Annotated in this window: 23 protein-coding genes, 1 tRNA gene and 1 CRISPR repeat array; of the genes, 13 read left to right on the top strand and 11 right to left on the bottom strand. The window is 43.4% G+C overall.

All coding sequences use genetic code 11. From position 1 onward, the window contains the following. The 6 genes from VB714_RS09050 to VB714_RS09075 all read left to right on the top strand — a co-directional run. Positions 1–524: mechanosensitive ion channel domain-containing protein (locus tag VB714_RS09050; protein WP_323223312.1), on the top strand; the 524-nt coding region annotated here is incomplete at its 5' end. Between the two features lie 53 nt (positions 525–577). Further along, on the top strand, positions 578–1714 hold the full coding sequence (locus tag VB714_RS09055; protein WP_323223314.1) for a mechanosensitive ion channel family protein: 1137 nt from the start codon (positions 578–580) through the stop codon (positions 1712–1714). A 24-nt stretch (positions 1715–1738) separates the two neighbouring features. After that, entirely contained in the window at positions 1739–2212 is a 474-nt protein-coding gene (locus VB714_RS09060) for a hypothetical protein (protein ID WP_323223316.1), read from the top strand. A 60-nt stretch (positions 2213–2272) separates the two neighbouring features. Then, positions 2273–2599 (top strand): phasin family protein, encoded by a 327-nt coding sequence (locus VB714_RS09065; RefSeq protein ID WP_323223318.1) that lies wholly within the window; start codon positions 2273–2275, stop codon positions 2597–2599. 15 nt (positions 2600–2614) lie between these two features. Further along, positions 2615–3172, top strand: coding sequence for an FKBP-type peptidyl-prolyl cis-trans isomerase (locus tag VB714_RS09070; RefSeq protein ID WP_323223320.1), 558 nt, complete (start codon positions 2615–2617; stop codon positions 3170–3172). Between the two features lie 292 nt (positions 3173–3464). Further along, positions 3465–4954: a CRISPR direct-repeat array (repeat unit 37 nt; unit sequence CTTTCATCTCACTGAATCCCCTTTTGGGGACTGAAAC). A 367-nt stretch (positions 4955–5321) separates the two neighbouring features. After that, positions 5322–6290 (top strand): PRC-barrel domain-containing protein, encoded by a 969-nt coding sequence (locus tag VB714_RS09075; RefSeq protein WP_323223322.1) that lies wholly within the window; start codon positions 5322–5324, stop codon positions 6288–6290. A 422-nt stretch (positions 6291–6712) separates the two neighbouring features. On the opposite strand, the gene VB714_RS09080 is transcribed toward VB714_RS09075, so the two are convergent. The 3 genes from VB714_RS09080 to VB714_RS09090 all read right to left on the bottom strand — a co-directional run bounded on the left by VB714_RS09080 (position 6713) and on the right by VB714_RS09090 (position 9167). Continuing rightward, on the bottom strand, positions 6713–7177 hold the full coding sequence (locus VB714_RS09080; protein WP_323223324.1) for a hypothetical protein: 465 nt from the start codon (positions 7175–7177) through the stop codon (positions 6713–6715). 175 nt (positions 7178–7352) lie between these two features. Then, the gene (locus VB714_RS09085; RefSeq protein ID WP_323223326.1) at positions 7353–9020 is read right to left on the bottom strand and encodes a protein kinase domain-containing protein; all 1668 of its coding nucleotides are present in this window, start codon (positions 9018–9020) and stop codon (positions 7353–7355) included. A gap of 12 nt (positions 9021–9032) precedes the next feature. Further along, positions 9033–9167, bottom strand: coding sequence for a hypothetical protein (locus tag VB714_RS09090; RefSeq protein WP_323223328.1), 135 nt, complete (start codon positions 9165–9167; stop codon positions 9033–9035). Positions 9168–9439: 272 nt separating this feature from the next. On the opposite strand from VB714_RS09090, the gene VB714_RS09095 reads away from it, so the two are divergent. Continuing rightward, on the top strand, positions 9440–9694 hold the full coding sequence (locus VB714_RS09095; RefSeq protein ID WP_323223330.1) for a hypothetical protein: 255 nt from the start codon (positions 9440–9442) through the stop codon (positions 9692–9694). 135 nt (positions 9695–9829) lie between these two features. Here the strand turns inward: VB714_RS09095 and VB714_RS09100 are convergent, their stop codons facing one another. Continuing rightward, complete coding sequence (locus tag VB714_RS09100; RefSeq protein WP_323223332.1) at positions 9830–10966, bottom strand: 5-(carboxyamino)imidazole ribonucleotide synthase; 1137 nt, start codon at positions 10964–10966, stop codon at positions 9830–9832. A 131-nt stretch (positions 10967–11097) separates the two neighbouring features. Here VB714_RS09100 and VB714_RS09105 point away from each other — a divergent pair, with 131 nt between their 5' ends. The 3 genes from VB714_RS09105 to lgt are packed head-to-tail and all read left to right on the top strand — an operon-like array spanning position 11098 to position 13747. Continuing rightward, entirely contained in the window at positions 11098–12639 is a 1542-nt protein-coding gene (locus tag VB714_RS09105) for a sulfatase (RefSeq protein ID WP_323223334.1), read from the top strand. Between the two features lie 36 nt (positions 12640–12675). Next, positions 12676–12876 carry a DUF6887 family protein gene (locus VB714_RS09110; RefSeq protein ID WP_204106731.1) on the top strand — a complete coding sequence of 67 codons (201 nt, stop codon included), beginning with the start codon at positions 12676–12678 and terminating at the stop codon, positions 12874–12876. 37 nt (positions 12877–12913) lie between these two features. Then, positions 12914–13747 (top strand): prolipoprotein diacylglyceryl transferase, encoded by an 834-nt coding sequence (gene lgt, locus VB714_RS09115; RefSeq protein ID WP_204106730.1) that lies wholly within the window; start codon positions 12914–12916, stop codon positions 13745–13747. On the opposite strand, the gene VB714_RS09120 is transcribed toward lgt, so the two are convergent. Together VB714_RS09120 and VB714_RS09125 are read right to left on the bottom strand one after the other, a co-directional pair. Next, positions 13748–13821 (bottom strand) — tRNA-Arg (locus VB714_RS09120). It abuts the gene before it with no gap. A gap of 14 nt (positions 13822–13835) precedes the next feature. Next, positions 13836–13982 (bottom strand): hypothetical protein, encoded by a 147-nt coding sequence (locus VB714_RS09125; RefSeq protein WP_323223338.1) that lies wholly within the window; start codon positions 13980–13982, stop codon positions 13836–13838. Between the two features lie 178 nt (positions 13983–14160). Here VB714_RS09125 and VB714_RS09130 point away from each other — a divergent pair, with 178 nt between their 5' ends. Then, complete coding sequence (locus VB714_RS09130) at positions 14161–14799, top strand: winged helix-turn-helix domain-containing protein (protein WP_323223339.1); 639 nt, start codon at positions 14161–14163, stop codon at positions 14797–14799. Between the two features lie 12 nt (positions 14800–14811). On the opposite strand, the gene VB714_RS09135 is transcribed toward VB714_RS09130, so the two are convergent. Beyond that, the gene (locus VB714_RS09135; RefSeq protein ID WP_323223341.1) at positions 14812–15081 is read right to left on the bottom strand and encodes a hypothetical protein; all 270 of its coding nucleotides are present in this window, start codon (positions 15079–15081) and stop codon (positions 14812–14814) included. Positions 15082–15199: 118 nt separating this feature from the next. Beyond that, complete coding sequence (locus VB714_RS09140; protein ID WP_323223343.1) at positions 15200–15466, bottom strand: hypothetical protein; 267 nt, start codon at positions 15464–15466, stop codon at positions 15200–15202. Between the two features lie 239 nt (positions 15467–15705). On the opposite strand from VB714_RS09140, the gene VB714_RS09145 reads away from it, so the two are divergent. Continuing rightward, on the top strand, positions 15706–17310 hold the full coding sequence (locus VB714_RS09145) for a 2-isopropylmalate synthase (protein WP_323223344.1): 1605 nt from the start codon (positions 15706–15708) through the stop codon (positions 17308–17310). 54 nt (positions 17311–17364) lie between these two features. Here VB714_RS09145 and VB714_RS09150 read toward each other — a convergent pair whose 3' ends face one another. Continuing rightward, positions 17365–17775, bottom strand: a complete 411-nt coding sequence (locus VB714_RS09150) for a hypothetical protein (RefSeq protein ID WP_323223346.1) — start codon at positions 17773–17775, stop codon at positions 17365–17367. Between the two features lie 131 nt (positions 17776–17906). On the opposite strand from VB714_RS09150, the gene VB714_RS09155 reads away from it, so the two are divergent. Beyond that, positions 17907–18533, top strand: a complete 627-nt coding sequence (locus VB714_RS09155; protein ID WP_416309640.1) for a precorrin-8X methylmutase — start codon at positions 17907–17909, stop codon at positions 18531–18533. Between the two features lie 2 nt (positions 18534–18535). Here the strand turns inward: VB714_RS09155 and VB714_RS09160 are convergent, their stop codons facing one another. Continuing rightward, entirely contained in the window at positions 18536–19780 is a 1245-nt protein-coding gene (locus tag VB714_RS09160; RefSeq protein ID WP_323223349.1) for a hypothetical protein, read from the bottom strand. 17 nt (positions 19781–19797) lie between these two features. Beyond that, positions 19798–20238 (bottom strand): hypothetical protein, encoded by a 441-nt coding sequence (locus tag VB714_RS09165; protein ID WP_323223351.1) that lies wholly within the window; start codon positions 20236–20238, stop codon positions 19798–19800. Between the last annotated feature and the right edge of the window lie 18 nt (positions 20239–20256).

Consider the following 20256-nt stretch of genomic DNA (forward strand, 5'->3'; position numbering starts at 1 on the left):
TTTATCTTGATAATCCTTTTTCTGTCGGCGATTATATCTATCTTTCCGACCGAACTTTAGGTCAAGTTGAAGCGGTAGGATGGCGATCGACCAAGATTAGACTTTCAGGAAAAAATACTCTCGTTATCGTGCCTAATAGCAATTTAGCACAGACTAATATTGAAAATTTGACCAAAGCTAGACGACTTGTTTTAATGGTATATATGACTTTTTTTAGAACGATGTCTGATGAAGAAAAAGCATTAATTCGACAACTGATTCGAGAAAGTACCCAAGAAATTATTGGTATTGATTCGCAACTAACTCAAGTTATGTTTGAAGATTTAGTTAACAGTACCCAGCAAAATCAAGTTCGCGCCCAAGCAGTCTTTTTTGTTTTGGGGGCTGAAGATAGTTCAATGGAGTTACGAAAAACTCTTTTAGAAATTGCTCGAGGTAATATTATGGAGAGATTACATAACTATGGTATTGATTGTAAATTTGAGGAGAAAATTGTAGATATTTCTCAACCGATGAAAATGTAAAAACTACAAGTATTGGCAAAGCTAAAGATTGAAACAATAAATAAAAATTGATTATGCCAGAAATTTTTCAGTTCGATCGCGTCGATCCAGAAATCCTTCGAGATGTTGTCGAACTTGCTATTAGATTGGGACTCTTTCTTGTTGGTGCAATACTATCCCCTATTGTCGGGCGATCGCTGCCTAAATTTTTACAGTATTTGTTGAAAATAAGCCAACGTTATACCGATATTAATGCCCAAGAAATTTACAAGCGCTTGATTAAACCATTTCAGAATTCTGTTGCTATTACAGGGACATTAGCTTGCATTGCTCTCAGTTTATATTGGCTAATTATTTATGACGAACTCTATACCTTTCTCGGTTTTTTTATCTATTCAGCATTATCCATTAGTATTGTTTGGTTTACTTTTAATGCGGCTCGACAAATCATTCGCCAATCTGTTATTAATTTAGTCAAGCGGTGGTTTGGGGAAATTAACGAAGTTGTTCTCATCTTTGAAACATTGATTTACATTGCGATCGTTCTCATTGCTTTTATTATTTTTGCCCAAGGTTTGCGCTTAAATTTGGTGGCGATCGGAACCAGTTTGGGCATTGGTGGGGTTGCAGTTGCTTTTGCATCTCAACAAGCCCTAGGAAGGCTTTTTGGCACCCTAGAACTTTATCTCGATCGCCCCTATGTACCGGGAGAATATATTCGCGTCACCTTCAATCCTGTTAAGGGAGATATCTATGGTCGGATAGAATCAATAGGACTGCGTTCTACTAAAATCCGTGTTGTTGCTCGCAATACCGTTATGATTGTGCCTAATTCTATGATGGCAGGTCTATATATTGAAAATATCAGTCGAGGGGGAAAAATCATGGCCATGTTATGTTTGGATTTTGTCAAAACCCTTAAGGAAGGAGAAAAAGCCCTAGTCAAACAAATTATTGAAGAGTCCAGCCAAATTTTTTGGGAACTCGATAAAGCCAGTACGCAAGTGCAGTTTGATGTCTCAGAGGGCAATTCGGGAACTCGCGCGCGCATTATCTTTTTTATTACCGGATCGGGAGAAAATTCCATCGGTTTACGCAAGCGCCTTTTGGAGTTAGCGAATGATACGATCGCCAGAAAAGTAGCGACTTATAATCTGAGCTTTACAACTCCCGATCCTATCATTTATATTGATTCTCCTATGTCCATCTAATCAATTAGCAATGAACAATTATCAATGACTCATGTTATGAATAATCAACCTGCACCAACCAATCCCGAAATTGACGATCGGACTTCTCCGACAACGATCCAAGAACAACATTTAAACTTAAAACTAGAAGTCGAACAAGTTTATCGTAAAGTCGATCGCCTGCAAACCACTTTGCAGACTTTACTCAGTGGTTTATTAGTCGCGACTTTGATTGCAGTTGGGGTTGCAACTTGGTTTGCTTATCGTCTCCTACTCGAAGAAAAGATCGCGCAACAGGAAGTCAAAAAAACAATTGAAACCCAAGCAGAGATCATTGAACGACTCGATCGCCTCGAAGAACAGATCCAAAGTCAAGAACGGAAAATCAAGCGTTTGAGTGAGGATATTCCCCCGGAATTGGGCGATCGCCTCGAAGAAGATCGCCAAGAATTGCAGAAGTTTCGCGATCGCCTCAACCGACTAGAAAAAATAAACCCAGAGAAGCAATTGAACGATTAATAATAGGTGTACTAATCCGTCAGCGTTAAGATAAAAAAAGTTGGAGGAAAAAACAGCAACATGGACAACAGCAGCAACTTGATTCAAGAACTATTAACGATTGGTTTGGGGACGACTACCTTTGTCGCCGAAAAACTGGGGGAAATGGGCGATCGCTTGGTCAAAGAGGGCAAAATTGAACCCGATGAAGCCAAAACTATCGTCAATGAAGTTCTCAAAAAAGTCAACACCGATCGCGGTACTGTAGAAGACCGAATGCAGAAACAATTAAAAACCGTCCTGCAAGATATCGGAGTTCCCCGACAGTCGGAGATCGACGAATTGCGGGGACGGATCGATCGCTTGGAACATCAAGTCAGAGACCTCGAAAATAAACAATGGCGTTAAATTCAAGAGAAAAGCATGAAAGCAATTTTAATTAGTGTCGGTACGATCGCCGCATTTGGTTTGATTTTGGCGATCGCTTTATTAATGGGTAAAGGCGATGAGGCCATCTCCTCGGGGTCTGCAAATCCCACGGATTCTCCTGCAACGGCAGTGGCAACAGGTACACTAACACCAGAAGATTCTACTGTGGAGTCTTCTGATGTCTCGCAAACAAAGGAAAACGTGAACGAAGAAATCATCACCACGGAGTCCGGACTCCAGTATGTGGTCATTAAAGAAGGAGTTGGCGACTCTCCCTCGAAGGGTAAAACGGTTGTTGTCCACTATACGGGAACCCTAGAGGATGGCACAAAATTCGACAGTTCCCGCGATCGCAATCAGCCTTTTTCCTTTACAATCGGGGTCGGCCAGGTGATTAAAGGTTGGGATGAAGGCGTAGGAATGATGAAACCAGGAGGACGGCGCAAGTTAATTATCCCGCCGGATTTGGGTTATGGCGAACGAGGTGCCGGGGGGGTCATTCCTGGCAATGCGACGCTGATTTTTGATGTTGAATTATTAAAAATTCAATAGTTTCTCTTATCCCTTCTCTTTGATTAAGCTGAAGGGATAGTTTTTTGTTGGCAATCCCTCTTGCTAAATGCCAGCATTAATCCTATAATGATGGTGGATTTTTTGGCAAACCGAAGCGGGGTCGAAAACCCTAGGGGGTTTGCCAAATGGCTCAGAACCTTGAAAATTCAATAGTTTTGAGATTTTGCAGGGGAGGTTTAGACGGAAGTTTAGACAGGAATTTGGCGATTTTTTCGTGGTCTGCCAAATCTGCCTCTGAATTCCCCTTCTCGTAAGGGTTTTGGCTGGCGGTCTTTCATCTCACTGAATCCCCTTTTGGGGACTGAAACTTTTGCCCCCGCGCCCCTCTGTATCTAAAAATCCACTTTCATCTCACTGAATCCCCTTTTGGGGACTGAAACAATTGATCCTTGTTGCGATAAACAAAACTTAATCGTCCTTTCATCTCACTGAATCCCCTTTTGGGGACTGAAACCGATGACTTCTGACACTGGCTTAGACGGGCAAAACCACTTTCATCTCACTGAATCCCCTTTTGGGGACTGAAACAAGTCATTGATGGTATATTCTTCACTGAAGTCAGCGCTTTCATCTCACTGAATCCCCTTTTGGGGACTGAAACAGGAAAAGGAAAGCAGAAATGCTGGCAGAAAACTCACTTTCATCTCACTGAATCCCCTTTTGGGGACTGAAACTAATGTATTTGATGAATATTTTTTTCACACTGAACTTTCATCTCACTGAATCCCCTTTTGGGGACTGAAACATCGCTCTATTTCGTGTATTTCCGGCAAACACCGGCTTTCATCTCACTGAATCCCCTTTTGGGGACTGAAACGCGTTGATCTTCGTTTGTTGATGGTTTCTCTTATGCTTTCATCTCACTGAATCCCCTTTTGGGGACTGAAACAAGTAGCGGGCGGCATTGTTCCCGTTTCCCCCGTCTGCTTTCATCTCACTGAATCCCCTTTTGGGGACTGAAACGTGGACGATTAACTGACTCATTTTTCGATAACTCCTTTCATCTCACTGAATCCCCTTTTGGGGACTGAAACTGTTGTTCCCACGAAATCCTTTCTCCTGTTAGAGAACTTTCATCTCACTGAATCCCCTTTTGGGGACTGAAACAATTGTTGTTAATTTGTCTGGCTCTGGGATAAATCTTTCATCTCACTGAATCCCCTTTTGGGGACTGAAACTCGGCATCGTTAAAGATGTCGTTGATAAGAGCGTTTTCTTTCATCTCACTGAATCCCCTTTTGGGGACTGAAACTAAGACTTATCGGGATTTAATCGCCCTTTTGGAACTCTTTCATCTCACTGAATCCCCTTTTGGGGACTGAAACGAGCGCAAAAAGTCCTCTCCTCTTTGGGGGACATACTTTCATCTCACTGAATCCCCTTTTGGGGACTGAAACTTCTCTTGGGGGTTATCTTCCTCGTGTACCCCAACTTTCATCTCACTGAATCCCCTTTTGGGGACTGAAACAAGGCACGGGTTTGGGCATCTTCCCAAACATCCTCCCAACTTTCATCTCACTGAATCCCCTTTTGGGGACTGAAACAATGCTTTACCATGTAATGCTGAAAGAATAGGACTTTCATCTCACTGAATCCCCTTTTGGGGACTGAAACAAAAGCCATTCTCAGTTTTTTGAGGTTTCCCGAATCCTTTCATCTCACTGAATCCCCTTTTGGGGACTGAAACATCGCATATTCTTCTTGCAAGATCGCTTCTTTCGCTCCTTTCATCTCACTGAATCCCCTTTTGGGGACTGAAACACGATCGCACAATCTCAAATACCAGAAGCGGATCGAGATCGGAAAGACAACTTAATGAGCAATTTATTTCCTTAACCTCCAGAAGCCGACTGCACCTGTAAATTTGAAATAAAATCCGGCGATCGCCATCCATTCCAGACTTTTCTGATAAGACAGTAACTTTGAACCCCTAGCGGATCGACAAGAAAAAGGATAATTTAATCGTCACCCCCCGAGCCAGAACAAGAGCTGGAGAAAATTCTACTCAAGTAGAGGGAATCAAAATTTCAAAATTACGCTATTATCGGAGAATTAGAATACAGCGATCGCACCCGCGACATAAAATTTTATATTTTTCTTATCAAAGATGCTCCAAATGCAGGACACGATGACCACTGACACTGTTCGCCTTCGCTCTGACTTTATCAATACCAAAGTAATCGCCAACAACAACGCGAGACTCGTGGGTGTTGTCAAGACCCTTTTGGTAGACATCGATCGCCGAGAAGTGGTAGCACTCGGACTGCGAGATAACATTCTCTCTGTGACGGGAATGCCCAAATATATGTATTTGACAACGATAGAAAAAACAGGAGATGTTATCCTCGTCCCCGATGAAGACGTAATTGAAGATGTTGATGTTGAAGCCTACAGCAAGTTAGTGAATTGCGAGGTCATTACCGAATCTGGAGAACTTCTTGGCAGAGTGCGGGATTTCCAATTTAACCTAGAAGACGGTCAACTTGTTTCGATTATTATCGCCTCCCTAGGTTTGCCGCAAATTCCCGAACAGATTCTCAGTACCTACGAACTACCCGTAGAAGATATCATCAGTAGCGGTCCCAATCGCATTATTGTCTTTGAAGGCTCAGAAGACCATCTCGTTCAGGTTTCTGTGGGTATTTTAGAGCGATTGGGTATTGGCAGTCCACCCTGGGAACGAGATGAAGAGGATATCTATTCAACCCCGGTGATTCGTTCAGACAATCAATTACCCACCGGTATCCCCGTAAATCCTCCCCCAAAACGCCGAGAACGGGCAGAACCAGCATGGGATGAGGATGAATGGGAAGAAGCACAACCCAAAACCCTACCGCGTCGTCAAGCCAAGGCTATACCGATCCCTGAATATCCAGAAGATACCTACGATCGCCAGGAAGAAGAGTCCAACTGGGATGATGCTCCTCGGGAGACTTACGAACAACGTGCTTATGTAGAACCGGAACGGGAATATAAGTACGATGATGATGTTAAGCGAGATGTTTGGGATGATGATGTGCATCCTAATGACTATAAGCCGAAAAAACTCAATATTCCCGAAAAAACCAAGATGCCGGAATACGAAGATAACTATTAAGTTAACTCAACTTGCTAGTTATTGATTCGATCCCCCCCCAGCCCCTATCGTTGAAAAGCGAAGCATCCTCTATCCTCCCCCTTTTCAAGGGGGATAAGAGGGGGATCAATAAGGGGGAGAATCCTCTGGCTTTCCCCCTTTTTAAGGGGGATTTAGGGAGATGTCAAATCCGGTTAATGGGTATAACAAGCGGGCAAGATGCCCGCACTACTGTAATTATTGAATATTATCGTAGTGGGAACGTCTCGCTCCCTAGATTTTTAATGATAATATTCATGCGGATTTGATATAATGCCAAATCGGCTTTATTCAGGAGGTTTTCGCTACAGGGTTTCCGGCGATCGCGTGAATTAGGGTCTGTGGTAACTGGATTTGGTATAACAAGTTCGGTACACCCTTTTTTTTGAGCCGAAGGGGATAATTTAGAGACTGCGATCGCGTCTGAGAATGACTACGATAGGCTGGAATTCATGCACCCCTGCTGGTGGTAAATTATTTTCAATTTCCACCTTAATGAGATTCGCAAGAATACCGTTCACCCTTTGTTGTTGGAGATTTTCCCGTTCATCAAAATACTGCAAGATTTCGTAAGTTTTTTGTTTTTTCTCCCGTTTCTTTTTAATATCTAACATCATTTTTTCTTTACGTTGAACTGTAATCGACGGTTCTTTTTTATTAACCCAATAAGCACGATAACCGTAATTTTTTTCACTTTTAGAAACTCTCAATCTAGGCAAACTGGGAATACAAAGATAATGATCGTTATTTTGTTCTTTAACTTGAAAATACCCCCAAGTTCTTTGCTTGCGCTGTAACAGATTCAGCAATGCACTTTCTAGCAAGGGGAAAGGAGAATCTTGCTCAAATTGTACTGAAGGAGATGCCATGTTAAAAATTGATAATAGGGAATGGGTACGGGAGGAAAAGAAGAAAAATGGAGTCTTTATGATATCAAAAAACTGTAGGGATGTTGCCTGCAACGTCCCTACAGTTGGATTTCTAGGGTAGGGGTACAATGCTTGCCCTGAAATTATGACCTAATTATTAGGATTTGATCTAAAATTATTTTCTTTTTAACCATTGACAAATGGGTACAACTATGAAATAACTCAAACTTAAAGAAAAGGCGATCGCCATGCCCATTAAAACAAAAACTCCTGTAGTTAAAAAGAAATAAGAAAAAGACAAAACTTCAGGAATAGTTTGTAGGGAAACATTACACCATTCTAATAACCCTAAAAAAAATACTCCCGTGCCGAAAACGCTGGTCATCAAATGAATAATGACATAATCAGATAATCCTAGACCCAAGGTTAAGAGTGCGACACTAATGCCTAAAAATCCTAAAAATTGCCCTTGCAAAGAATCAGGAAAACCCAACCAAAATAACCACGCGATCGCATAACCCAAAAACCCTCCAATTCCTGCGAAAAAAGGATGGCTGCGCTGTCGGTAACTTTTTGGTTCTGCGAGTCCCCAAGCTGTCCCCAGTCCCGCGATCGCCACCACTAACATTTTGGGTTCAACTTTAATCGTAACATCAAGGGCAAGTTGAGCGATAAAATGGTTCATACCATCGGCAAATTCATCGCCCCAAATCGTATAAGTGATAAGACTTTGACCCAGCAAAATCCCTATAATTGCCCCCATTCCCCCCCAGACCATTTCTCGCAGGGTTTCCAGACCCGCAAAACTCACTTTTCTATAGGCGATCGCGCTAATGCGTTGAGTTCTCCTGATAGTTTTGGCGATCGCCAAACCCAAAGGAAGGAAACGCTGTTTTATTTTTTGCCAAGTTTGTGTCAGTTTCGCGAAAGGATTGCGTCGCGATCGCAGGGTCGCTAATTCTCGCTTTACCGCCCGAGCGCTCTGAAGGCGGCGATCGGCGGTAGGATGGATCATATTATCGAGTAATGTGGCTAAACGAGGATTGACTTTAGCATAGTTGCGCCATTTTAATTGTCCTGTTTCGATATCTTCCATCTCTACGGGATAGCGTCCCGTGAGAAGATGAATAATAGTACGTCCTAAAGCATAAATATCTGCCGTAGGTTCTGACCCTCCACCGGACATTTGTTCTGGAGGACTATAGCCCGAAGAAAATAGCCTGGTAGAACTAGGATTAGGATCGATGGGTTTTGCCCCACCAAAATCGATTAAAACCAGTTGTGTTTCCCCAAAAGTGCCGCGATCGGTACGCAACATTAAATTAGACGGTTTGATATCGCGATGGACGATTTTCCGTTTATGCAAAACATTAAGAATTGTCGCGACTTGCCATAACCACTCGCAGGCCAAAACTTCTGGACATCCTTGAGGGTAGCGTTCTGCGAGAATTTCCTCAAGATTTTTACCGATAATTTTCTCCATCACTAAACAATGAATTTCGCGATCGGGGGTTTTTACAGTGAAAGAACTATGGCGATCGGCAACTTTAGGAACTCCTGGATGATGTAAACTTCGCAAAACAATCGCTTCTTGAACGAACAATTGTTCGGCTTTTTCGCTAGAAGTTGTTAAAACTTTTAAAACTTTTTCTTGACGGGTTTCTAAATCCCAAATGGTATAAATAGCAGAAAACCCTCCAGACCCCAATTTTTGCAGGGGAATATAGCGTTGCTGGAGGTGCAAGGCTGTTCCACATCGCTGACAGAATTTATGATGTCCCGGTTGTGGATAAGGTGCAGAACAGTCGGGATTAATGCAATGAGTAGCTGCCGATGGCGACATGGGATTTTGTTGTTATTGCGATCGCAACAAGGTTACATTATGAACTAAATTATGAACTAAATTATGAACGATCGCGAGGGTAAATTGGCGATCGCCAACAATTTCACTTGGAACGGGTAAAAACTTGCCAAGTAATAAACAGTGCAAAGGCAATATAACCTGTTACGGTCAGTAATTCCCAATCTAGCCCACTTTCTCCCATAATTTTTTCCGATAATAAACGTCAAAATTTTACCATTTTGGAGTACGTTTCGATCCCCCTAAATCCCCCTTAAAAAGGGGGACTTTGGGATTCTCCCCCCTTATCAAGGGGGGCTGGGGGGGATCGAATCAATAACTAGCAAGTTGAGTTAATATATGATAAGAGAAGGTTATATTGAGCAAACCCCCTCAAATTGAATCATTAGGAGAAGCGTACAATGTCTGACAAACGAATGAACGATCTTTTTCGAGATATTGCCGAATTAAAACGACGAGTCACTAAACTGGAATATGGACAAAAGGAACTTGATAATGTTGTCGATCCGAAGGGTTGGATCGGAGAAGCCTTTGAACATTTGGAGGAAGATATCGATGAAAGATTTGAGGAAGTGAATGCCAGATTTGAGGAAGTGAATAACAAACTCGATATTATCCTCAGACATTTGACGGGATTACCGCAAGATGAGAATTGATCGTATGTGGAACAAGCATCCTGCTTATTCGAGAATTACACCAAATTACCCACGGTCAGGATGCCCATTCTACGGTAAAATAGAAGAAAGATTCTGTTCGGGATTGGATGTTTTTGCAAAACTGAGATGCACCTGCTACTCATACCAGATAGACTCAATTTTTTGCGCGATCGCCTTTCCTTCCTCTTTATTTTTTTCCTTTAATAAAACGGTAACGTGACCCAATTTACGACCGATGCGAGACTCGGTTTTTCCGTACCAATGCACGAAAGCATGAGGAATATGGGCTAATTGTTCTCGCTTATTTTGATAATCGGATTGAGAATTTTCAAAGCCCAATAAATTAACCATTACTGCACCATTACAGAGCATTTTCGGGGGATGTAACGGCATTCCCGTCACCGCTTCGAGTTGCATGGCAAATTGAGAAATATCGCAGGCATCTAAGGTAAAATGACCGGAATTATGAGTACGAGGGGCGATTTCATTGACTAATACTTGATTTTCTTGAGTGAGAAAGAGTTCGATCCCGAATATCCCGACCACTTGTAGGCGATCGAGAATTATAGTTGCAATGCGCTGTATCTCTGCGTTAATCTCCACAGAAACAGAAGCAGGGGCAAAAACACGACGACAAACTTGATTTTCTTGTTCGGTTTCGACCACGGGATAAACCACAACCTCTCCATTAACCCCTCTCGCTGCCATTACCGCGAGTTCGCTGACAAAAGGGATAAACTCCTCAATCAGCATTGAGGGGCGTTCTAGGCGATTCCAGAGGGATTCTAGAGCGTTTTGGTTAGCGAGGATAAAAGTGCCGCGTCCATCATAGCCGTGTCTCCTTGCTTTGAGAACAACGGGAAAACCATATTTTAAACCATATTCTGAGTTTATTTTGGCATCTTTTTCGAGGACTTGAAAACGAGGGACGGGTAAACCCATTTTTTGCAAATATCGGCGTTGCTCGGCTTTGTCTAATAAAGGCTCTAAAGACGCTAAACTGGGGCGAAAGCAAATGCCTTTTTCTGCGAGGACTTTGAGGGCTTCTAGATTGACAAATTCGTTTTCAAAGGTGATGACATCGCAGTAATCTGCCAGTTTTTGAGTTGCATTTGCGTCGGCGATCGCGCTTAAAACAGGATTTGCGGTGATTCTCGCAGCAGGATCGTCAGGGTTGGGAGTTTGTACAATCAGTTCTATATCGCGGGTTTTGGCCTCTTTTGCCATCATCCCTGCGAGTTGTCCTCCTCCGATTACACCGACTTTTTTCATGTCTCGACTACCCGATCTTTGCTTTTAGATTATAGGGAATAAATTCCTCTGAAAGTAATTTAAAGTTGCACATTCAGGCATTTTTCAGTCAAGATAGCCAGTATAAAATAACCCGATCGCCAAACACCTGAATGTCAAAGCAACCCCTCGATATCATACTCCTCGTCCTCGACACCCAAAGAGCCGATCGCCTATCCTGTTACGGCTATGAGAAAGAAACTTCCCCCAATTTAGATCGCCTCGCTACAGAGTCTACCCTCTTTCGCAATGCCGTCGCTGCGGCACAGTGGACAATTCCCTCCCATGCGTCCATGTTTACCGGGGTTTATCCCGATATTCATCAGATGGTGCAGTCTTATTCCGTTCTGCCTAGTACCCTCCCCACCCTAGCAGAACGGTTGCGAGAAGGAGGCTATTACACCGCCGCTTTTTGTAATAATCCCCTCGTTGGGGTGATTAATAATGGCTTGCGACGGGGCTTTTATAGCTTTTTAAACTATAGCGGACTCCTCACCGATCGCCCCAACCAAGCGGGAATTCCCGCGAACTTAATCGATCGCTATCGATCTTGGTTTAAGCGAGTCTTAGCGGGAACTTTTGGTAAAGTTCAAGATGCGTTTGCCCGTAGCGATGCCTTACTTTCCCTCTCCTTTAATCCCCTCATGGTTCCGCTTTGGCAAACAGCGTTGAGTTTTAAAGGCAATACGGCGAAATCCTTAGAGGATGCGGCAAAACTCCTCATCGATCGCCAACAAACTGAAGGGCAACCCATCTTCACTTTTATCAACCTGATGGAAACTCATATGCCCTATCATCCCCCGCGCAGATTCGTAGAACGTTTTGCCCCTCACGTTCTCAAGGACAAGGAAGCACAAGGCTATCTGCGCCAGTTTAACAGCGATGTGTACGGCTGGCTGGCTCCCCTTGCCGATCCCCTCAATGCCCGCCATAAGGAAACCCTAGATGGGATGTATGATGCAGAAGTGGCGGCACAGGACGAACAAGTAGGGCGTTTTGTGGAACAGTTGCGCGATCGCGGCGTTCTCGATAATGCCCTACTGATCATTTGTGCGGATCACGGAGAACATTTGGGAGAAAAGCGCTTATTGGGTCACACTAATGCGATTTATAACGAGTTGGCGCGAGTGCCTTTAATTGTCAGAGATGCCAGCAATGCCTTTCCCCGCAGCACCATCCGCGAGGAAGTGGTTTCGACTCGGCAATTATTCCACAGTATTCTCACCTCCGCAGGTTGCGCTACAGAAGCAGAAATGCCTCTTACCCTCGCTTTAACCGGAGAAACTCAACCTGTTTTTGCCATGGCGATCCCACCGCAAAACGTGCTTAACTTATTGATGCAGCGACAACCGGAATTAGTGCGAGAAATGCAATGCGATCGCGCTTCTCTTGCGGTTTGGAGTCAAGAATACAAGTTATTAGCAAAAGGGGGTGAAGGCGATTTTCTCGATAGTTGCGAACTCTACAACATTGTCAGCGATCCCACGGAAACTCTAGACTTACGAGATATCATGCCGGAACAAACGGAAATGCTACAAGATTATTTCGAGGATTTTTACCAACAAAAAAATCCGGTTGCAGTCTGCGATCGCCCCGACAATTTCGACGATCCCCAAGTTTATCAACGTCTCAAGGATTTGGGTTATTTAGAATAACCCGATCGTCTCAATTGTATTAAACTAGGGGAAATAATGAAGTCAACATTTGAAAATATGAGCCGACAGGAATTACGCACTTATCTATTAGAACATCGCGATAATGAAGAGGCTTTTCAAGTTTATCTCGACCGAGTAATGGCAAAACCTGGAGAAATTTATCCCGCCCCGAAAACAATTGAAGATTTGAGCAATTTTCCGCAACTTTTAGAAAAAAATCGGCGCGATCGGCAATAAAATTGTACCTATTACCCATTACCTATTCCCCAAAACAATGTACCCACCTGTCGATCCCATTCTCTTTCACCTCGGTCCTTTAACTTTGCGCTGGTATGGCATATTAATGATGAGTGCTGTTCTCATCTGTGGTTGGCTGGCCAGTCGAGAAGTCGAACGACGAGGACAGGACCCAGAAGACCTCTGGGATATGTTGCTGTGGATTATTATTCCTGGATTTCTAGGAGCAAGATTGTACTATGTGTTCGTACAGTCTCCTCGAGATGGGTCTGGTATTGGTTATTATTTAGCCAATCCAGGCAAAATACTGCAAATTTGGAGCGGTGGAATACACATTTTTGGCGGCTTTATTGCAGGGACGATCGCCCTATTAATCTTCACTAGGCTGCGAAAATTACCCCCCTTAATTTTTCTCGACGCGATCGCCCTCGGACTTCCCCTAGCACAGGCGATCGGACGCTGGGGTAATTTCATCAATCAAGAATTATACGGACCCCCGACAACCCTTCCTTGGGGGCTGAGAATCGATCCGCAACATCGCATCCCCCCCTATAACGATCTGGGACAATATCCCCAAAGCGATCGCTTTCATCCCCTCTTTTTATACGAATCTCTCTGGAATTTCCTCGGTTTTGCCCTTTTATTCTGGATTTCCCGCCGTTTCGCCAAACAACTCCAACCTGGAGATATGGGTTTACTTTACTTAATTTGGTATCCCTTGGGGCGCTTTTTTATCGAATTCCTCCGCACGGATTCTTGGTTTTTTGCCGGTACGCCCTTTAATATCGTTCATATTCTCAGTTTTATCGCCGTTACGGGTAGCGCGATCGCCCTATATTTGCGCCACAAAACCGCGATCGTCAAAGAGTAACGCTTCCAACAGGGCTCGAACCTGTAACCTACCGCTTAGAAGGCGGTTGCTCTATCCAATTGAGCTATGGAAGCAAAAGTCGAAACAATTATAGCTGTAACTTGACCTTCTCAAAAATTTGAGCATTGACAGCATTGATATTGTAACGAGAACCACCAGACATGGCAACGAATCCCAAAGCGCGATCGCCTGGCAAACGACTCCCAACATTTTTCCTAAACTTAAACCTGGGCAAAATCTATATGTAAAAGTTATTTTATTGATAATAATATGTATTTAGAGTTATTCCTTTAAAGTCCCTAAAAATCCTGACAATCAATGAGGTTAGTAATCTTAATATTTAGGTTGTGAGTTTTCTGAGAATTTTCCTAGCCATCTTTTATCATAATCTTTTATCATTAGGGAAAAGATAAATGCGTGCAATGGAATTTTCTCCCGAACATTGGAAAAGTCATGACCAAGGTAAGAAAACACGCCTTCGACTTCTAGAATATCTCGACGACAATCCTAAAGCCAGCACTGCGGAGATCGCGCATAATCTCGGACGTAGCCCAAGACAGGTCAAGCGACAATTATCGCGTTTGAAAGAAGAAGGAATCTTGCGCTATGACCGAAAATGGTTGATAGCTCACAATAACTCTTTCTTTATTCCTAAGTTTCTGAGGCGAGTCATGGCATTTCTGGGTCGTCCAGCCAGACGAAGACCTCGGGGACAAGGATGTTCTCCCATCCAACTTCACATCGATCGCTCTACTGCTGATGCAATATATTTTACTTTAGACGCAGTAGACTGGATGGAATTAAGTTTAGCATTGGATTTTGGCGAACTAAAATCCCAAAAACAAAAAGAACAGTTATTAAAAGGTGATTTAAAAGAAGATGATCTTTCTCGTTTTATGGAGTTGCAAAAATGTCATATTCGCTATCTCAAACAAAATAGTCCTCGTTTCAAGGTCTTATGTAAGCAAATGGAGACAATGAGTGCAGGAAAAACCATTTACATCGCTAAGACCTTGAAAACCAAGACTTTCAACAAAACGAAAACAGACTAATCAGATTAATCGCTAATCGTAAAAAGGCATTTCTTCTGAGGCCGCTAAAGTACCAAAGCGATCGGCAAGAGTCGCAAAAATATCGTAGAGTTTACCTTCAGTTTCCAGGTAATTCTCGATTTGGCTATTAAAGACCTCATCCCAAATTTCTTTTAATTCTTTTGTTACCAGCAGTTCGTTGACAAGCTGCTTTTTTTCTTGTAGAGAGAGATCCTCAACAAGGGTTTTGACGCGATCGCCTTCTTGGGAAGTTTTCAATAATGTACCACCGGTAGAAATCATAACCAAACACCTCTCTTACTCTTAGTGGGGACGTAGTATTCTATATGTCATTGTTTAAAAAGGCAAGACTTCGCTCGATTTTTTTGCGAATACTCACGAAAACGATGGCCAACAAGATTTATGCCAAAGGGGATGCGACTTGAGGAATGGCGAGAACATTATGACTAATGCGATCGGCAAGAGTCGCAAAAATATCACCTAAATTTTCCTCAGCTTCCAAATAGTTCTCGATTTGACTATCAAAGACTTCATCCCAAGTTTCCTCCAATTCTTTTGTACTAAGCAACTCGCTCACGAGCTGTTTTTTTTCTTGGAATGAGAGAGTATTAACCAAGGTTTTCACGCGATCGCCGCCAGACAAGCCAGAGGGGGTAGAAACTTTCATCAGAATACCTCGTTTATTTTTCGGATGCGGTATTCTATATGTCATCGTAAAAAAAAGCAAGCATTTTCTCCATTTTTTTCTGAAAAACTCAATAATTGAGATTCTGAAAAACTCAATAATTGAGAGAAGAAGTCTGTTTCGTCTGGGTTTACCCCACCGAGAGAGACAAAAACCGCAAAATATGTTTTATCGTAGAGAAATCTAAGACTGTAATACCAGCTTTTATGTAGAACAACACCATGAGCAACGAACAAGACCGCATCCTGATTTTCGATACTACCCTCCGAGACGGCGAACAGTCTCCTGGCGCGACCCTTAATGTGGAAGAAAAGCTGACCATCGCGCGATCGCTGGCAAGACTGGGTGTAGATATTATCGAAGCAGGATTTCCTCGTGCCAGTAATGGTGACTTTGAAGCAGTGCAGAAAATTGCCGACACCGTAGGCACTGAAGCGGGTCCGACGATATGCGGTCTTGCCCGAGCCAGAAAGGACGATATTGCTAGGGCAGCAGAAGCCCTCAAACCTGCCGCTAAACCTCGCATTCACACTTTTATTGCCACCTCTGATATTCATTTGCAATACAAGCTCAAAAAGACCCGTCAAGAGGTGTTAGAAATTGTTCCAGAAATGGTGGCCTATGCGAAATCTTTTGTGGATGATGTAGAATTTTCCCCTGAAGATGCCGCTCGCAGCGATCCGGAATTTATGTATCAGGTTTTGGAGAAGGCGATCGCGGCGGGTGCGACTACTGTTAATATTCCCGATACCGTCGGTTACACTACTCCTGGGGAATTTGGCGCACTCATTCGCGGCATTAAGGAAAATGTCCCCAATATTGACAGGGCAATTATTTCCGTCCACGGTCATAATGATTTGGGTTTAGCGGTGGCGAATTTCCTCGAAGCGGTGAAAAATGGGGCGCGACAGCTTGAATGTACCATTAATGGTATCGGCGAACGAGCAGGAAATGCCGCTCTGGAAGAATTGGTGATGGCTTTATACGTCCGTCGTCAATATTTTAACCCCTTCCTCGGGCGACCGGCGGAGTCTACGGCTTCTCTCACCAATATTGATACCACCCAAATTGCCAAAACTTCTCGTTTGGTGTCCAATCTTACGGGGATGTCTATACAACCTAATAAGGCGATCGTTGGTGCCAATGCTTTTGCCCATGAGTCCGGCATTCACCAAGATGGGGTACTCAAGCACAAGCTCACTTATGAGATCATGGATGCAGAGTCCATTGGTTTGAGTCAAAATCTGATCGTTTTGGGCAAACATTCCGGTCGTCATGCTTTCCGCGATCGCCTAGAAACCTTGGGTTTCGATCTCTCGGAAACGGAACTGAATAAAGCCTTTTTACGCTTTAAAGATGTTGCAGATAAAAAGAAAAGCATTAGCGACTTGGACATTGAGGCGATCGTCAATGATGAGATCCAGAAGGTCCCAGAGTTATATCGCCTCGAATTCGTACAGGTTTCCTGCGGCGATCGCGCCAAACCGACTGCAACGATCGCCTTGCTGACTCCCGACGGACAAGAATTGAGCGATGCGGCGATCGGTACGGGTCCCGTAGATGCTGTCTATAAAGCCATTAACCGGGTCGTGAATATTCCCAATGAATTAATTGAATATTCAGTTAAATCCGTCACTGAGGGCATTGACGCAATGGGAGAAGTTACCATTCGCCTGCGCTATGAGGGACACACCTACTCGGGTCATGCTGCCAATACTGACATTATTGTGGCCTCGGCTCGCGCCTATATTACGGCATTGAATCGCCTTTGTGCGTCGATGCAGCAAAAAGATCGCCTTCATCCCCAAAGTGCGATCGCGGGTTAAAATCACCTAGGGACGTTGAATTCAACGTCCCTTGTCGTTTTTTTCGATACGCAATCATTTTAAAAAATTCTCATACAGTCGTTCGCGCAGGATTTCTTTTTGGCCATGAAAAACGGTTAAATACAGAGAAGAATGGCGATCGTTATCTTGCCAAGAAACCACATAGAGATAATCGCCATTCTCCCAAGTAATACCGCGCTTGTGGCCATTGCGCCACGATGTTCCATATTGCAGCGAAATACAGTTTCCCTGAGAGTCGCAGCCTCTATAAGTTCTGCCTGTTTCAGGATTGTTGTCTCCCAAGGTAATAGTAAAATCGCCACCGCGATAGGTTTGCGCGATCGCCGCATTCGCAAAGAAGATAATAGCCGTGACGATGACTGCGGCGATCGCATTTCTGGGTTCATTCATAGATTGTTTGGGTTCGAGAATAAATTGAGAGAGTTCCTTATTTTCCCCAGTCAAGGATAAACTGAATGAGTCAGCCGATTGGGACTGGGCGAATCAATAGCCGATCGCCAAGAATCCCTATTTTGAGTTTGGATGATAAGGTTTCCCCAACTTATCCAAACCCCCTATTAAATTTTGAATTGCTTATGGAATGGCATCCTACAGACGCTCAGAGTTTGGCGATCGTCGATCGCGAGATCGGAGAACATCATTTTGCTCCCGCAGAATATGAAATTCTCCGACGGGTCATTCATGAGACGGCTGATTTTGAGTATAAGTCTTTAATTGGATTTTCTGAGGGGGCGCTACAATCAGGAGTGGCCGCCCTTGCAGCACGGACAACGATTATTGTTGATGTACCTATGATTCAAGTGGGGATTTCCCCTGCTATTCAGCAGACTTTTGCGAATCCAGTGTATTGCAGCATGGAAACGATTACTCGCCCTCACAAAAGTAAATCGCAATTGGCTCGAGGTATTCAAACCCTCGCCAAACGCTATCCCGAAGCAATTTTTATTATCGGTCAGGCACAAACGGCGCTGACGGCTTTGGTAGAATTAATTGAAGCAGAAGAGATTAAACCGGCTTTGGCGATCGCAACTCCGTCTGGATTTGTCGATACTGATGTGGTCAAGGAACGTCTTCAAGATACCATGATCCCTAATATTCGCATTAGCGGGCGCAAGGGTAGCGCAACGGTGGCTGTAGCTATTTTAAATGGGTTGGCTGATTTAGCATGGGAGGCTTATGGGAAAAATGGCCGGGAAATGTAATTTCAACTATGGGTTTGAAGAGGGTTTGGAGACCAAACCCCTACGTCCCAAATTTTGACGACTTTGCTTCTATCGGTGGAGATTAAGCGATCGCCACTGGAATTGAGAACGAGAGAATCGATCGCGCTTTCATGCCCGGAAAGTTCATGAAATTGACTTCTCCCATAAACATCCCAAAATGAGATTTTACCATCTCTCGCTCCACTAATGAGAATGCGACCGTAAGGACTAAAGGTGAGTACCGAGGTTGAGTAAGTGCCATCGTCAAAGGTACATAGTGTGTGGTTGGTCTTTTTTTCGAGATTGAGGTCCCATAATCGAATTTTCCCTTGCCAGGCGATCGCGGCCAGAATCAAGCCCACAGGACTGAGAAGGGCATAAGAGGAGAAGAGTTTTAAGGTATAAGGGCGATCGCGGGTTCGCAAATCCCAGAGCTTGATGGTTGCATCTTGAGCGGTACTAATTAAAGTATTTCCGTCGGCATTAAAAACAAGGTGAGAGATGGGACGATTGTGAGAACCAAAAATCAAATGGGTACTAAAGTTACCGATTAATTTACCCGTTGCAATTTGCCAAAGTCGAATGCTGCCATCTTCGCATCCCGTCGCCAAGATTTTACCATCTGGGGCGATCGCAATGGCCGTAATATCTAATGGATGGCCGTAAAGACTGTGTTTGAGTTCCCCTCTATCCCAAATTTCGATCTCGGGACTATTGCTATGAATGCTATTTTTAACTCGCACTAGGATATCCGCATCGGGACAGAGGGCATACATTTCTCGCATCGCAGATTTAGAAATAGTATAGAGGGTTTCCTCGCGATCGAGATTCATGACGCGAATATTTTTGCCTTTTTGGTAGGCGATCGCAGTACCTGTAGAATTTAAAGTTAGTTTATTGCCTGTTTTAATGGTTTTCACACAAGTAAATAATCGATAAGGAAGATAACCACGCAAAGCCCGATTAATTTCGGATTTTTCTTGATATTCTTGACAATTTTTCAATAAAATATATGCAATATGTTGAACTTGTTCCGAGTCGTCTTGTAGTCCCTTAACCACAAATTCTAGCCCTTTGTTACCATATTTAATTGCCTCGCGCAGTGCTTCAATTCTTGAGGCAACAACAGGACTAGAAAAACGTTGTTTGATTCCTGCTAGTCCCCCTAAAACCAACGATCCTCGGGGAATATTGTGTTGAGAACCGAGAACAGCATCATATTTTCTGGGGCGATCGGCATTCGACATTGTAATACTAATAACTGTTAATAAGGGCGAACTAAATAGGTTTTCCAAATGGGTTTATCCTCAGAATTAAGAATTTCTTTTTTTAACCATCGCCATGTTTTTCCTTCTTTTTGGCGCTGTAAGAAAATATCGAAAAGATTACTTTTTTGCTTTACTTTTTGATTGGGTAGATCGATTTCTAAATTATAACTTCCCGTGATGTGAAATGTCGGTAAATGTGCCATGTAAAGCGGCTCGATTTTTTGAATTGAAATCCCAGAAATTTTCAGATCGGGATTAGAAACTTTCAGATTTTCACTGAGAAGTTCTTGGGACTGGCGAACTTGTAAGGCGATCGCCTTTTTGACCCATTCCCCTGTTGGTGCGAGGCTAATGGGGGGTTTTCCTCCATTACATCCTAGGAGTAATAGGAGGAAAAAAACGCTTAGAATTCTTTGTAACCATCGTTTGATTATCATTTCTCTTTCCTCATCAGT

Origin of the sequence: Spirulina sp. 06S082 (genome assembly GCF_034932145.1) — a bacterium.
In the GTDB taxonomy this organism is placed as follows: Bacteria; Cyanobacteriota; Cyanobacteriia; order Cyanobacteriales; family Spirulinaceae; genus CCY15215.

Excerpts from the sequence above, each read along its gene's own strand:
- VB714_RS09055 (WP_323223314.1), top strand. The coding sequence starts at position 578 with ATGCCAGAAATTTTTCAGTTCGATCGCGTCGATCCAGAAATCCTTCGA.
- VB714_RS09060 (WP_323223316.1), top strand. The coding sequence starts at position 1,739 with ATGACTCATGTTATGAATAATCAACCTGCACCAACCAATCCCGAAATT.
- VB714_RS09065 (WP_323223318.1), top strand. The coding sequence starts at position 2,273 with ATGGACAACAGCAGCAACTTGATTCAAGAACTATTAACGATTGGTTTG.
- VB714_RS09070 (WP_323223320.1), top strand. The coding sequence starts at position 2,615 with ATGAAAGCAATTTTAATTAGTGTCGGTACGATCGCCGCATTTGGTTTG.
- VB714_RS09075 (WP_323223322.1), top strand. The coding sequence starts at position 5,322 with ATGACCACTGACACTGTTCGCCTTCGCTCTGACTTTATCAATACCAAA.
- VB714_RS09080 (WP_323223324.1), bottom strand. The coding sequence starts at position 7,177 with ATGGCATCTCCTTCAGTACAATTTGAGCAAGATTCTCCTTTCCCCTTG.
- VB714_RS09085 (WP_323223326.1), bottom strand. The coding sequence starts at position 9,020 with ATGTCGCCATCGGCAGCTACTCATTGCATTAATCCCGACTGTTCTGCA.
- VB714_RS09095 (WP_323223330.1), top strand. The coding sequence starts at position 9,440 with ATGTCTGACAAACGAATGAACGATCTTTTTCGAGATATTGCCGAATTA.
- VB714_RS09100 (WP_323223332.1), bottom strand. The coding sequence starts at position 10,966 with ATGAAAAAAGTCGGTGTAATCGGAGGAGGACAACTCGCAGGGATGATG.
- VB714_RS09105 (WP_323223334.1), top strand. The coding sequence starts at position 11,098 with ATGTCAAAGCAACCCCTCGATATCATACTCCTCGTCCTCGACACCCAA.
- VB714_RS09110 (WP_204106731.1), top strand. The coding sequence starts at position 12,676 with ATGAAGTCAACATTTGAAAATATGAGCCGACAGGAATTACGCACTTAT.
- lgt (WP_204106730.1), top strand. The coding sequence starts at position 12,914 with ATGTACCCACCTGTCGATCCCATTCTCTTTCACCTCGGTCCTTTAACT.
- VB714_RS09130 (WP_323223339.1), top strand. The coding sequence starts at position 14,161 with ATGCGTGCAATGGAATTTTCTCCCGAACATTGGAAAAGTCATGACCAA.
- VB714_RS09135 (WP_323223341.1), bottom strand. The coding sequence starts at position 15,081 with ATGATTTCTACCGGTGGTACATTATTGAAAACTTCCCAAGAAGGCGAT.
- VB714_RS09140 (WP_323223343.1), bottom strand. The coding sequence starts at position 15,466 with ATGAAAGTTTCTACCCCCTCTGGCTTGTCTGGCGGCGATCGCGTGAAA.
- VB714_RS09145 (WP_323223344.1), top strand. The coding sequence starts at position 15,706 with ATGAGCAACGAACAAGACCGCATCCTGATTTTCGATACTACCCTCCGA.
- VB714_RS09155 (WP_416309640.1), top strand. The coding sequence starts at position 17,907 with ATGGAATGGCATCCTACAGACGCTCAGAGTTTGGCGATCGTCGATCGC.
- VB714_RS09160 (WP_323223349.1), bottom strand. The coding sequence starts at position 19,780 with ATGTCGAATGCCGATCGCCCCAGAAAATATGATGCTGTTCTCGGTTCT.
- VB714_RS09165 (WP_323223351.1), bottom strand. The coding sequence starts at position 20,238 with ATGATAATCAAACGATGGTTACAAAGAATTCTAAGCGTTTTTTTCCTC.